This window comes from Caulobacter sp. (assembly GCF_017744445.1).
Classification (GTDB): Bacteria; Pseudomonadota; Alphaproteobacteria; order Caulobacterales; family Caulobacteraceae; genus Caulobacter.
The window spans coordinates 397552-410857 of record NZ_JAGIBH010000006.1 but is presented as its reverse complement, the minus strand read 5'-3'; the positions used below and the strand labels follow the sequence as shown (position 1 = coordinate 410857).

Annotated in this window: 13 protein-coding genes; 11 read left to right on the top strand and 2 right to left on the bottom strand. The window is 69.2% G+C overall.

Annotated elements, in window-relative coordinates; translation table 11 throughout:
- Positions 1–133 precede the first annotated feature (133 nt).
- From J7528_RS11795 to J7528_RS11750, 10 genes are read left to right on the top strand one after another with little or no spacing between them, the layout of a single operon-like run.
- A complete protein-coding gene (locus J7528_RS11795; RefSeq protein WP_291874327.1) occupies positions 134–2083 on the top strand; it encodes a TonB-dependent receptor in 1950 nt (649 codons plus the stop codon).
- A 9-nt stretch (positions 2084–2092) separates the two neighbouring features.
- Positions 2093–3094, top strand: a complete 1002-nt coding sequence (locus tag J7528_RS11790; RefSeq protein WP_291874324.1) for a threonine-phosphate decarboxylase — start codon at positions 2093–2095, stop codon at positions 3092–3094.
- Positions 3091–3924 (top strand): ABC transporter substrate-binding protein, encoded by an 834-nt coding sequence (locus tag J7528_RS11785; protein WP_291874322.1) that lies wholly within the window; start codon positions 3091–3093, stop codon positions 3922–3924. Before J7528_RS11790 ends, J7528_RS11785 begins: the two co-directional genes overlap by 4 nt.
- On the top strand, positions 3921–4910 hold the full coding sequence (locus tag J7528_RS11780; RefSeq protein ID WP_291874319.1) for an iron ABC transporter permease: 990 nt from the start codon (positions 3921–3923) through the stop codon (positions 4908–4910). The genes J7528_RS11785 and J7528_RS11780 overlap by 4 nt, the downstream gene beginning before the upstream one ends.
- Entirely contained in the window at positions 4907–5680 is a 774-nt protein-coding gene (locus tag J7528_RS11775) for an ABC transporter ATP-binding protein (protein WP_291874317.1), read from the top strand. The genes J7528_RS11780 and J7528_RS11775 overlap by 4 nt, the downstream gene beginning before the upstream one ends.
- Entirely contained in the window at positions 5670–6596 is a 927-nt protein-coding gene (cbiB, locus tag J7528_RS11770) for an adenosylcobinamide-phosphate synthase CbiB (protein WP_291874314.1), read from the top strand. Before J7528_RS11775 ends, cbiB begins: the two co-directional genes overlap by 11 nt.
- The gene (locus tag J7528_RS11765) at positions 6584–8044 is read left to right on the top strand and encodes a cobyric acid synthase (RefSeq protein ID WP_291874311.1); all 1461 of its coding nucleotides are present in this window, start codon (positions 6584–6586) and stop codon (positions 8042–8044) included. Before cbiB ends, J7528_RS11765 begins: the two co-directional genes overlap by 13 nt.
- A complete protein-coding gene (gene cobT, locus J7528_RS11760; RefSeq protein WP_291874309.1) occupies positions 8041–9069 on the top strand; it encodes a nicotinate-nucleotide--dimethylbenzimidazole phosphoribosyltransferase in 1029 nt (342 codons plus the stop codon). The genes J7528_RS11765 and cobT overlap by 4 nt, the downstream gene beginning before the upstream one ends.
- A 2-nt stretch (positions 9070–9071) precedes the next feature.
- Positions 9072–9827, top strand: coding sequence for an adenosylcobinamide-GDP ribazoletransferase (gene cobS, locus J7528_RS11755; RefSeq protein ID WP_291874307.1), 756 nt, complete (start codon positions 9072–9074; stop codon positions 9825–9827).
- Positions 9824–10294 carry a protein tyrosine phosphatase gene (locus J7528_RS11750; RefSeq protein ID WP_291874305.1) on the top strand — a complete coding sequence of 157 codons (471 nt, stop codon included), beginning with the start codon at positions 9824–9826 and terminating at the stop codon, positions 10292–10294. Before cobS ends, J7528_RS11750 begins: the two co-directional genes overlap by 4 nt.
- Here the strand turns inward: J7528_RS11750 and J7528_RS11745 are convergent.
- Positions 10291–10863: a DUF2939 domain-containing protein gene (locus J7528_RS11745; RefSeq protein WP_291874303.1), complete on the bottom strand. Its 573-nt coding sequence runs from the start codon at positions 10861–10863 to the stop codon at positions 10291–10293. The two genes, J7528_RS11750 and J7528_RS11745, sit on opposite strands and share 4 nt — an antisense overlap.
- Positions 10864–10917: 54 nt before the next feature.
- Entirely contained in the window at positions 10918–11985 is a 1068-nt protein-coding gene (locus J7528_RS11740; protein ID WP_291874300.1) for an alginate lyase family protein, read from the bottom strand.
- A gap of 184 nt (positions 11986–12169) precedes the next feature.
- On the opposite strand from J7528_RS11740, the gene J7528_RS11735 reads away from it, so the two are divergent.
- Positions 12170–13210, top strand: a complete 1041-nt coding sequence (locus J7528_RS11735) for a LacI family DNA-binding transcriptional regulator (protein WP_291874297.1) — start codon at positions 12170–12172, stop codon at positions 13208–13210.
- Positions 13211–13306: the final 96 nt, after the last annotated feature.

Genomic DNA, 13306 nt, shown 5'->3' with positions numbered 1-13306 from the left:
CTCGGCCGGGGTGCGCCGAACGAACGGGATCTCCCGAGAAACGACAGTCAAAGGATCGCGCGGCGGTCCAGCGTACGCGTGTTCGCGAGTGCGTTGGCTGGCGCGTGGGTCGTTTCAACAGGGGAAGATAAAAATGATCCGAGCGTTTCTCAGCTCAACCGCTCTCGCCAGCATCCTGATCGCCGGCGCCGCATCGGCCGAAGACCAGAAGGCTCCCGAAGCCGACGTCGCGGGCGCCACCGGCGCCAACGGCGTCGCCGAACTGGTCGTCACCGCCACCCGCACCGCCACCCCGATCGAGAAGATCGGCGCGTCGGTCACCGTCCTGACGCAAGGCGCCATCGAGGCCAGCCAGGCGATCTCGGTCACCGAACTCCTGGCCCAGCAACCGGGCGTCAGCTTCACCCGCAACGGCGGTCCGGGCACGAGCACCAGCCTGAACATCCGCGGCGCCGAGAGCCAGCACACCGTGGTGCTGATCGACGGCGTCAAGCTCAACGATCCGTCCTCGACGCAAGGGGGCTTCAACAGCGGCAACCTGCTGGTCGGCGACATCTCGCGCATCGAAGTCCTGCGCGGCGCCCAGTCCACCCTGTGGGGCAGCCAGGCCATCGGCGGCGTGGTCAACATCGTCACCGCTGACCCGACCACGCCGTTCCAGACGTCGGTCGACGTCGAGGGCGGCGCCCGTCAGACCGGCTACCTGCGCGCCGGCATCGGCGGCGCGAGCGACAAGCTCGTCTGGCGCTTGGCGGGCGGCTACTACTCGACCGACGGCGTCTCGGCCTGGAAGACCGGCAAGGAGACCGACGGCTATCTGAACAAGGGCCTGTCGGGTCGCCTGCGCTATCGGTTCAGCGAAAACGTCTCGGCCGAGGTCCGCTCGGTCTATTCGAAGGGCAAGAACGACTTCGACGCCTTCAACGGCGACAGTCCCGAATACGCCCGCACCGAGGAACTGGTCGTCTATAGCGGCCTGAACTTCGCCCTGCTGGACGGCCGCTGGAACAACCGCCTGGGCTACGCCTACACCGACACCGACCGCGAGAACATCAACCCGGCCCGCCCGGCCGTGCCGCTGACCTTCGACGCCGCCGGCAAGAACAAGCGCATCGAGTACCAGGGCGTGTTCGCCTTCTCGGACGCGGTGACGGCCACCTTCGGCGCCGAGCACGAGAAGTCGCGCATGCGCACGCGCTCGCCGTCGGCCACGGCCGCCAACCCGCCGTTCCGCACCGGGCGCGTCGGCGTCGACAGCGTCTATGGCCAGCTGCAGGCCGAGGTCGTCCAGGGCCTGACCCTGACCGCCGGCGTCCGCTACGAGGACCACGACACCTATGGTTCGCACACCCTGGGTCAGGCCTCGGCCGCCTGGGCGCTGAACCAGGGCAATACCGTCCTGCGCGCCAGCTTCGGCCAGGGCTTCCGCGCCCCGGGCCTGTACGAGCTGTACAGCGAATACGGCAACCTGACCCTGTCGCCCGAAGAGTTCGACAGCTGGGACGCCGGGATCGAGCAGCGCTTCTTCGGCGGCAAGGCCCGCGCCTCGGCCACCTGGTTCCAGCGTGAAGCCGACAACGAGATCCGCTTCTTCTCGTGCACCGGTGCGCCCGATCCGCTGTGCGCGGTCAATGGCCAGGCGCGCTTCGGCTACTACAACAACGTCCAGAAGACCAAGGCGCAAGGCGTTGAACTGATTGGTGAAGTCAAGCCCGTCGACGGCCTGACCGTGACGGCCAACTACACCTACACCGACGCGGAATCGAACTCCGGGACCACCAAGGGCAAGCAGCTGACCCGTCGCCCCAAGAACATGGGCAACCTGTCGGTCGGCTACCGCTGGCCGGTGGGCCTGACCACCACGGTAGCGGCGCGTTACGTGGGCAAGACCTTCAACAACGACACCAACACCCAGGTCGTGAAGGGCTACACCCTGGTCGACTTCCGGGCGGCCTACACGATCAATGACACCTACGAGGTCTTCGGTCGCGTCGAGAACGCCTTCGACAAGGACTACCAGACCATCCTGAACTACGGGACGCCGGGTCGCGGGGCGTTCGTCGGCCTGCGCGCGCGCTTCTAGGGCTGCCGGGTGGCGTCGATTTCAGCCCTCGGCGCCTTTCGGCACGGCGGCCGTCTCCGCGAGGCGACGGCCGCCCACCCGCACGCGCCCTGCCCCTGGCTGGACCTGTCGACCGGCATCAATCCGCATCCGTGGTCGGGGCCTCGCGCTTGCGACGACGACCTGCGGCGGTTGCCGGATCCGCAAGGCCTGGCCGAGCTGGAGGCCGTGGCGGCTCGCGCGTTCGGCGTCAACGACTCCGGACGCGTGGCGGCCGTCTCCGGCGCCGAGGCGGCTCTGCGGCTGCTGCCCGGCCTGATCGGGGGCGGGGCGGTGGCGCTGCTGGACCCGATCTATGGCGGCCATGCCGAGGCCTGGGCGTCGTGGACGCCGAACCGGCTGGTCTCGCTGGACGACCCACGCACGCTCCATGCCGACGTGCTGGTGCTGGTCAATCCGAACAATCCTGATGGCCGCCGGATCGATCGTGAGATCCTGGCCGCTCTCGCCGCCGAACGCTCTGACCAGGGCCGCTGGACCGTGGTCGACGAGTCCTTCGCCGAAGTCGCGCCCGCGCTCAGCGTCGCCGACCTGGAGATCGACCGCCTGATCACCCTGCGTTCGTTCGGCAAGTTCTATGGACTGCCCGGTGTTCGGCTGGGTTTCCTGATTGGAAACAAGATCTTCTCAAGAGAATTTCGCCTGCTGCTCGGCGACTGGCCGGTCAGCGCCGACGCGATCGCGTTGGGGCAGGGCGCCTATGCCGACGAGGTCTGGCGCAAGACGACGCGGATCTGGCTTTCCGAACAGGCGGCCAAGGTCGATGCGGCTCTGGCGCAGGCCGGCTTCACGACAGTTGGCGGCTGCGATCTCTTCCGCTGGGTCGAGGTCCCGGACGCGCATACGGTGTTCAACCGGCTGTGCGAGCAGGGCGTACTGACGCGACCGTTCGCGGATCGTCCAGACCGACTTCGTTTCGGCCTGCCTTCCATCAAGGATTTCAACCGCTTCCAGAAGGCGCTTCAGGCATGAACCGGCGTGAGATCGTGGCCGGCGCTCTGGCGCTGACGGCGGGCTCGGCGCCGCCTCCGAAGCGGATCGTATCGCTGAACAGCTGCCTGGACGCCATGCTGGTCCACCTGGCCGACCGCCGGCAGATCGCGGCCCTCAGCCACTATGCCCGCGAGGCGCACGGCTCGACCGTCGCGGCCCAGGCCAAGACCTTGCCCTATACCTGGGAGAGCGCCGAGGAGGTCATCGCCCTGCGGCCTGATCTGGTCCTGGCCAGCCAGCACTCGGCCCTGGCGACCCGCAATGCCTTGAAACGCCTGGACGTGCCGGTGCAGCGCTTCAAGGTGCCCAAGTCGATCGACGAAAGCCGGGGCCAAGTCCGCAAGCTGGCGCGGCTGATCGGCCATGCCGACCGCGGCGAGGCGCTGGTCGGCCGGATCGACGCCGCGATCGCGGCCGCCACGCCGGCGCCGGGCGCACGACGCCTCAGCGCCCTGATCTACCAGCCCAACGGCTTCGCGGCCGGGCCCGGCACCCTGGTCGACGAAATGATGGAGCATGCCGGCTTCGACAATGTCGCCCGGCGCTTTGGCCTGAAGACCTGGGGCAATGTCGCGCTGGAGCGTCTGCTGGCCGATCCGCCGCAGGTGCTGCTGGTCGGCGAGCCCGCGCCCGGCGCGCGCAGCTGGGCCGACCGGGTCATGACCCATCCGGCGCTCAAGGCCGTCTCGCACCGCATGCGGCAGGTGCGGATCCCTGAGAAGCTTCTGTACTGCGGCGGTCCGGTGCTGATCGAGACCGCCGCCGCCATGGCCCGGGCCCGTGCCCAGGCGCTGAAGGAGGGCGCATGACCAAGCCCCGATCCCCCTGGTTAGTCTGCGGCGTTCTGCTGGCGCTGCTGGCCGTGCTGTTCGTCGCCAGCCTGTGCGCCGGACGCGTCTGGACGCCCTGGAGCGCCTGGCTCTCGCACGGCGAGGACCCGCGCTGGGCCATCGTCTTTGGCCTGCGGCTCCCGCGCACCATCCTGGCCATCCTGGTCGGCGGGGCCTTGGGCCTCTCGGGCGCGGCGCTGCAAGGCTACACCCGCAACCCGCTGGCCGATCCGGCCGCGCTGGGGGTCTCAACCTCGGCGGCGCTGGGCGCGGTGCTGACGCTCTATCTGGGCGCGGCCGGCGAGGCGACCTGGATCCTGCCGCTGGCGGCCATGGTCGGGGCCGGGATCGGCGTCGCCATCCTGCTGGGCCTATCCGGGGTCAGCTCCAGCATCGTCACCTTCCTGCTGGCCGGCTTCGTGATCCAGACGGTCTGCGGCGCCATGATCGCCCTGGCCTTGAACCTCGCCCCCAACCCGTGGGCGGTGAACGAGATCGTCAACTGGCTGATGGGCTCGCTGGCCGATCGCAGCGTCGAGGAGGTCAAGCTGGCCGCGCCGGGTGTCATCCTGGGCAGCCTGCTATTGCTGGTCCTGGGCCGCTCGCTGGACGCCCTGACCCTGGGCGAGCAGGGCGCCAAGTCGTTGGGCGTGGACCTCTCGCGCACGCGCTTGCTGATGGCCATCGGCGTGGCCATCGCGGTCGGCTCGAGCGTCGCGGTGACTGGTGTCATCAGCTTCATCGGCCTGATCACCCCACACCTGCTGCGGCCGCTGCTGGGCTCCAAACCCAGCGCCGTGCTGCTGCCGTCGTTCGTGGGCGGCGCGGTCCTGACCCTGGCGGCCGACATCCTCGTGCGTATGACCCCAGCGGCCAGCGAGGTGAAGCTCAGCGTCGCCATGGCCGCCCTGGGCGGGCCGTTCTTCCTGGCCATGCTGATCTCGATGAGACGGAGGCTGGCATGAGCCTGCAAGCGCAAGACATCGCCGTCCGGTTCGGCGACCGCCAGGTCCTGAGCGGGATCTCCGCTGAGTTCCAGCAAGGCGGCGTCATCGCCATCGTCGGTCCCAACGGCGCGGGCAAGTCGACCCTGCTGGCCTGTCTCGCGGGGCTGCTAAGGCCCGAGCGCGGCGCTGCCCTGCTGGACGGCGCGTCCGTCACGACCATGAACGGCCGCCAGCGCGCACGGCGGATCGCCTTCCTGGCCCAGACACCCGAGATCGCCTGGGACGTCGACGTCCGCACCTTCATCGGTCTGGGTCGCACCCCGCACCTGGGCGCTTTCGGGGCCAGCGGCGAGGACCAGGCGGCGATCGAGGCCGCCATCGCCGACGCGCATCTGGAAGCCTTCGCCGATCGCGCCGTGACCCGGATGTCCGGAGGCGAGCGCGCCCGCGCCCTGATCGCCAGAGGCCTGGCCGGCCAGACCGACTGGCTGCTGGCCGACGAGCCGCTGACCGGCCTGGATCCCGGTCACGCCCTGGACGCGCTGTCGCTGTTCCGCCGCCTGGCCCACGACCAGGGCAAGGGCGTGATCGTCACCCTGCACGACCTGAACCTGGCCGCGCGCTTCGCCGACCGGGTGCTGGTGCTGGACGAGGGACAGCTGGTCGCCGACGCCGCCCCCGAAGCCGCCTTGACGCCCGAGCTGCTGTCCAAAGTCTATGGCGTCATCGTTCGTCGCCACGCGGGCGAAACCGGGCCGCTGATCGAAGTGCTGGGTCGTGCCGGCTAGTCCCTGGATCGTGCTCGCGGCGGCCGGTGTGGAGGCCGTCGTCGGCTACCCCGACGCCCTGCATCGGCGCTTTCCGCATCCCGTGGTCTGGGTCGGCGCGGTTATCGGACATCTGGAGCGGATGCTGAACCAGGGCTCGTTCGGCGAGCCGCTGCGGCGGCTGCTGGGCGTCGTGACCCTGCTGGCCATCGTCGCGATTAGCGCCGGCGCGGGCCTGCTGATTACCCGCTACGGCGGTCCGTGGTCCGTGATCGCCGTCGGCTGGCTGGGCTTGGCCCAGCGCAATCTGTGGGACCACGTCCAGGTCGTGGCCAAGCCGCTGGCCGCCGGTGACCTCAATGCCGCCCGCGCCGCCGTCGGCATGATCGTCGGCCGCGATGTCGCCCGCCTGGACGAAAGCGACATCGCCGCCGCCGCCATCGAGAGCTTGGCCGAGAGCTTCTGCGACGGCGTCGTCGCGCCGCTGCTCTGGTTCGTGGTCGGGGGGCTGCCGGGGCTGTTCGTCTACAAGGCCGTCAACACCGCCGACAGCATGATCGGCCACCGCGAGCCGCGCTGGCGGTCGTTTGGCTGGGCCTCGGCGCGATGCGACGATCTGCTGAACCTGGTCCCGGCGCGCTTGGCCGGGGTGCTGGTCGCCAGCGCTGGTCTGGGCGGCTGGAAGGTGATGCTGCGCGACGCCGGCAAGCACGCTTCGCCCAACGCCGGCTGGCCCGAGGCGGCCATGGCTGGTGCGCTGGGCGTCCGTCTGGGCGGGCCTGCCTGGTACGACGGGATGCTGTCGAAGCGTCCGGTGCTGGGCGAGGGCCGGGCGCCCGAGGCCGCTGATGTGCCGCGCGCGCTCAGGGTCTATCTGGTCGCCTGCGCGATCCTCTGGTTGATGCTGGCGGCAGGAGGAGTCGCATGGCCGCATTGATGATCCAGGGCTGCGGCTCCGACGTCGGAAAGTCGGTGCTGGTCGCGGGCCTGTGCCGCCTGTTCGCCAATCGCGGCCTGACGGTCCGCCCGTTCAAGCCCCAGAACATGTCCAACAACGCCGCCGTCACCGCCGATGGCGGCGAGATCGGCCGCGCCCAGGCCCTGCAGGCCATCGCCTGCCGCGTGGCCCCGACCGTCGACATGAACCCGGTGCTGCTCAAGCCCCAGAGCGATGTCGGCGCCCAGCTGGTGGTGCGCGGCCAGATGGCCGGGACCTGGAAGGCGCGCGGCTATCAGGAGCGCAAGGCCGCGCTGCTGGGCACGGTGATCGAGAGCTTCCGCAAGCTGGAGGCCGAAAGCGACCTCGTGATCGTCGAAGGCGCCGGCAGCCCCGCCGAGATCAATCTGCGCGCCAATGACATCGCGAACATGGGCTTCGCGATCGCAGCCGATGTCCCGGTCGTGCTGGTCGGCGACATCGATCGCGGCCACGTCATCGCCGCCCTGGTCGGCGCCCATGCGGTGCTGAACAACGAAGATCGCGCCATGATCCGGGGCTTCCTGATCAACAAGTTCCGGGGCGATCCCAGCCTGTTCCAGGACGGCCGCGCCGAGATCGTTCGTCGCACGGGCTGGCCGGACCTAGGGATGGCGCCCTGGCTGGCGGCCGCGCGACGCCTGCCGGCCGAGGACGCCGTTGTGCTGGACCGCGCCATCGCCGCCGACGGCCGCAAGGTGCGGATCGTCGTGCCGATGCTGTCGCGGATCGCCAATTTCGACGAGTTCGACGCGCTGCGCTCAGAGCCGGAGGTGGAGTTCGCTTTTGTGCCCCCCGGCACGGCCCTGCCGGGCGACGCCGACTTGGTCATCCTGCCTGGGACCAAGGCGACGCTGGCGGACCTGGCCTTCCTGCACGCCCAAGGCTGGGACATCGACCTGGCCGCGCACGTCCGTCGGGGCGGTCGCGTGCTGGGCGTCTGTGGCGGCTACCAGATGCTGGGCCGGCGCGTTTCGGACCCCGACGGCATTGAAGGCGCGCCGGAAAGCGCAGAGGGGCTTGGCCTGCTGGACGTCGAGACCGTGATGACCGGCGACAAGACCCTGCGGCCGGTCACAGGTCGGCTGGCTGGCGGCGCGCGTTTCGTAGGCTACGAGATGCATGTCGGCCGCACGACCGGCGCGGTTTCGCCGATGTTGACCTTTGACGATGGGGTCACCGACGGCGCTGTCTCCGCCGACGGCCGGGTGCAGGGCTGCTACGTCCACGGTCTGTTCGACCGCGCCGAGGCGCGGACGGCGCTCCTGGCCGAATTGGGCGCGGCGTCCGACGGTCTCGACCAGGCCATCCGCGTCGACCAGGCCCTCGACGAGATCGCCGCCATGCTCGAGCAGAGCTTCGACGTTCCCGCCCTCGCGGCCCTGGCTGGCCTGGAGTTTTCCCGATGACCCTTCCAACCGTCACACCCGTCGACAAGACCCGCGCGGCCGCTCTGCGCGCGACGATCGACGGCAAGGCCAAGCCGCTGGGGGCGCTTGGACGGGTCGAGGACCTGGCCGTTCAGCTCGGCCTGATCGCCGAGACGCCGCCAACCTTCGACAAGGCGCTGCTGCTGGTGTTCGCCGGTGATCACGGCCTGACGGCGGAGGGCGTGTCGCCGTATCCGTCGGCCGTCACCCAGGCGATGGTCGCCACCTTCCTGTCGGGCAAGGCCAGCGCCAACGCCTTCGCGACGGCGATCGGGGCGGCGCTGCGTGTGGTAGACGCCGGGGTCGACGCCGAGTTGCCAGCGCATCAGGCGTTGCTGGCCGAGAAAGTCCGACGCGGCACACGCAACGCCGCCGTCGAGGCCGCCTTGACCGAAGCCGATGTTGCCGACGCCCTGGAGCGCGGCGCGCGGATCGCCCGTGAGGCTGTCGAGGAAGGTTTCGAGATCCTCGCACTCGGCGAGATGGGCATCGGCAATACCGCCTCGGCCGCCCTGATCATGCACCGCCTGGCGCCGGCGCCGTTGGCTGAGTGTGTAGGTCGCGGGGCGGGTCATGACGATGAGGGCCTGGCGCGCAAGCTGGCGGTGCTGGAGCGGGCCGCCGCGCGCTCGGACGCGACCGATCCGGCCCAAGTGCTTGCCCAGTTTGGCGGACTGGAGATCGTCATGATGGCCGGCGCGATCCTCGGCGCGGCTTCGGCGAAGGTTCCGGTCTTGGTCGACGGCTTCATCGGCTCGGCGGCGGCGCTGGCGGCGATCCGGCTGGAGCCGGCCGCGCGGGACTACTGCATCTTCTGCCATCGCTCCGCGGAGCAGGGGCATCGCCGCATGCTAGAGGCCCTGGAGGTCGAGCCGCTGCTGGACCTGGGCCTGCGCCTGGGCGAGGGCACCGGCGCGCTGCTGGCCCTGCCGATCGTGCGCGCCGCCTCGCGGCTGCTGAGCGACGTCGCCAGCCTGGACGACGTGCTTAACGGGCGGATCTGACCATGGGCTGGGCGCGGCATCAGGTTCGGCTGCTGGTCTGCGCGATCCAGTTCCTGACCCGCGTGCCGACGCCGGCGCTGAAGACCTTCGAGCCCGAATGGATCACCCGTTCGGCGCGCTATTTCCCCCTGGTGGGGCAGGGCGTCGGGGCGGTCAGCGCTCTGGTGCTGTTGTTGGGCGAACGCGCCTGGGGAAGCGGCGTGGCCGCCGTGCTGGCGATCACGGTCGGGCTCCTGGTCACCGGCGCTTTCCACGAGGACGGTCTGGCGGACACCGCCGACGGCCTGGGCGGCGGCCAGACCCCCGCGCGACGGCTGGAGATCATGAAGGACAGTCGTATCGGGACCTACGGCGTCTGCGCCCTGGTGCTGGTGTTGCTCCTGAAGGCCGCCGTGCTGGCCTCAACCGCCATGGCCGCGACCTTGCTGTTTGTCGCCCATGGCCTGGGTCGCGCCGCCGCCGTAGTGGTCATGCGGGTCACGCCCTATGCCCCTAGCGGCGAGGCCGGCAAGTGGAAGCCTGTGCCGCAAGGCGTTCGGACCAGCGAGGTTCTGGTCGCCCTGCTGATCGCCGCCTGGCCGTTGGTGCTGTTGCCGCCCAGCGCTGCGCTGCTGGGTCTCGCGGGCGGCGCGGCGTTGGCCATCGCCATGGCGCTGCTGGCCCGGCGGCTGATCGGCGGCCATACCGGCGACGTGCTGGGCGCAGTCGAGCAGCTGTTCGAGGTCGGGTTCCTGTTGGGCGCGGCGGCGCTGCTGTGAGGCTGCTGGTCGGTCCGATCTCGGCGGTCGAGCGTCTGGCTGGGGAGGCCGATCATGCGCTGTCGCTGATCTCGCCGGATGCGCGGGCGCCGGTCGTGGCGCGGCCTCGAACCCTGTTGCGTTTCAACGATATCGCCGAAGACCGTGAAGGCCTGGTCGCGCCCTCGGCGGCGATGATCGAGACCATCTTGAGCCTGGCCGGAACGCCGACGCTGCTGATCCACTGCTTTGCTGGCGTCAGCCGCTCGACGGCGGCGGCCTACATCCTGGCCTGCGCGCATGGCGGAGATGAGCAAGCCCTGGCAGCCCAGCTGCGGTCGCTGTGCCCGGAGGCGACGCCGAACCCGCTGATGGTCGCCCTGGCCGATGCGATCCTGCAGCGCGACGGCGCCATGAGCCGCGCGATCGCCAGTATCGGGCGCGGCGTGTACGCCTTCGAAGGGACCGCGATCGACTGGCGGCTCTAGCTCTTGGTCAGGCCCGGCAACTCGATCCGCACCAGTTTCCAGCCGAAAATGCCGTGACGTTTCAGCACCAGGTCCAGCTGCTCGCCGTCCTTCACATCGGCGTAACGGACGCGGAAATGGTCCAGGCCCTCATAACCGTAGTCGACCTTGGTTTCGGACTTGGCTTTCGGCTTGGCCGGCTCCAGCACCGGACCGCCGGGCGCGTTCGAGACGGCCTTGGGCGGCTCGTTGGTGGCCACCATATTGGCGATGGCGTCGGGCGTGGCGAAGGAGTCGACGGCCTTATCGACGACGCTGGCCATCAGCAGCTGGCCGAAAGCGGCGAAGGGGTTGTCGCGCAGTTCGGGGTCTTCCTCGAACTTGCGGGTCATGGCCGTCTTGAGCTGAGCCTTCAGGCTCTCGCGCACGGCGGGGAAGTCGACCTTCTGCTCCAGAGCGACCTTGTCGCCGGCCTTGGCCGCGGCGGTCAGACTGTGCAGCGCCAGGATCGGCGAAGCGAAATACAGCGCGATCAGCAGCACGGCTACAACGCCGCCGGCGCCGATCAGGATACGGTTGTTGCGAGTCATCGAGTTCTCCCCCGCCGATTGGGACAGACGGGGGAGGCTCGGTCAACCTGACCGTTAGCGGGCAAGGGGTTGCGAGGCGCGCAGGATCTCGGCCCAGACCGGCGGGCGGCGGCCGGTCTTCGTCACCAGCTCGTCGCGCAGGGCCAGGAACTTGGGATCGGCCAGGCTGGCCAGGGTGTAGGTCGAAACGCCGTTGCCCACGTCCCACGGATGGGGCGCGTACTCTTTCTGGCCCGCGCCGGCCCGGTCGCGGTCGAACTGGATCTTGGAGTTGGCGAACTCGATGTGGACCTTCTGGCCAGTGGCGAAGGCGGTCAGCCAGTCCAGCGAGTGGGGCAGGCTGGAACCGGCAGGGCTTTTCCAGCTGTACCAGTCCTGGCCATGCGCCTTGGCCGAAAGCACGGCCATCAGCAGCGGATCGAGGTTGTAGGTGACGTAGTGCAGGGCGTCGCGCTCATGGAAGTCGAAGGTCGAGCCGTCGGCGTAGAGATTGACGCCGACCTGCTTCTGATAGGCCTTGCGGGCGCGGTCGATGACCTTGACGTCGCCGGTCTGGAAGGCGGCCATGGTCGCCAGCTTGATGCGATGGCTCTGCCAGTTGGTCTCGGCGTTCTTCGGGCCCGCGTCCATGGCGTCCAGATAGCCGACGGCCATCTTGCGCCAGAAGGCGTCGACCTTGGCGCGGATGGGGGCGGGGAGGTCGCTCTCCGTCAGGTCGGTGGCCATCAGCAGGGTGTCGAAACCCGTCTCGTCGATCGGGTTGAACGAGATCTGGTAGATGTCGGCCCAGTTCTCGAGATAGCGGGCGGTGGCGTCCAGGAACTTGCGGTCGCCGGTCAGGCGGTAGGCGATGGCGAAGTTCAGCACGATCGGCTGGTCCTCGCGGGCCTTGATGCTGATCTCGCGGATGCCCTTGCCGGGCAGGGTGCCTTCGGTGTGGGCGTGGGGAATGGCGCCGGGCGGGCGTTCAAGATTGGCCGTCGCGCGCGAAATGATCTGTTCGGATAGGGCGGGAGCGACGGCGCCCTTGCCGAAGGACGGCCCCAGCAGGGCGTAGTCGGCGGCGTGGGCCGCGGGCGCGACGGTGATCAGGGCGCAGGCGGCGAACCAGGCGGTCTTCAAGGCGATCTCCCCATAAGCTTGTCACCCGCCTTACGCGGCGAGTGTTGCAGCGAGATATCTGGCCAATATGCAAGCTTGTCAATTATTGGTCATGCCAATATGACGAACTGGTCCGACCTGATGGGACATCGCTTGTCTTGCGCGGTTTTCCTGATCATCTTCCGGCCGTTGTGGGGAGTGCGTTTTGACGAGCAAGAGACCGACCATCGACGACGTCGCCCGCGTATCGGGCGTAGCGCGCGTGACGGTGTCTCGGGTGCTCAACGGCGGCCCCAATGTCCGTGACGAGGTTCGCGCCCGCGTCATGCAGGCGGTCGAGCAGCTGGACTACAAGGTCAATCCGCAGGCGCGCAGTCTGGCGGGCGGGGCCAGCCGCCTCCTGGCCTTCGTTTTCGCCTCGGACCCTGAGAACGATCCGAACTCGTACTACGAGTCCGCCCTGGAACTGGGCGCGCTGCGGGCCTGCCTGGCGCTGGGCTACCAGGTGCTGGTGCAGAACGTGCCCGACCAGACCCCCGACTACCGCAAGCGGGTTCTGGACCTGATCACCACTCAGCGCTGCGAGGGCCTGATCCTGTCGCCGCCCTATAGCGACGATGTCGGGCTGATCGAGGCCGTGCTGGCGCAAGGCTGCAAGGTCGTCACCGTCTCGCCGGGCGGGCCGGGCAGGGGGACGACCGACGGCGTGGGCGTCGACGATGAGGCTGGCGGTTACGACCTCACGCGCGAACTGCTGCGCCTGGGCCACCGCCGATTCGGCTTCATCGCCGGCCTGGAGGGGCACTTGTCGGCCGATCGTCGCCTGAAGGGCTTCTGGCGCGCGCTGGAAGAGCAGGGACTGGGCGAGCGCGACTGCGTGGTGCTGCGCGGCGACTTCACCTTCCGCTCCGGCACCCACCTGGCGCCGCAGCTGCTGGACCATCCGCTGAAGCCCACGGCGCTGGTCTGCGCCAATGACGACATGGCCGCCGGCGTGCTGTCGGCCGCCCACGCGCGGGGCCTCAACATTCCTGGCGACCTGTCGATCACCGGCTTCGACGACGCCCCCGTCGCCGCCATCGTCTGGCCGCCTTTGACGACCGTGAACCAACCCGTGAAGGTGCTGGGGCAGCGTGCGGTGGAATTGCTGGTTTCCCGCCTGAATGGGGTGAATTCGACCCCGGAACCGATCTTCCAGCAATTGGAACACGCGGTCGTGTCCCGTCAGACGACAGGTCTGGCCTAGGCTCTCCGAACTGAGTTTGTTTCCGCCTTGACAACGTTGTCGCGTTGCCGGCAATTGGAAGCGCTTCCATGGAAGCGCTTCCACGGCCAAGGTTGC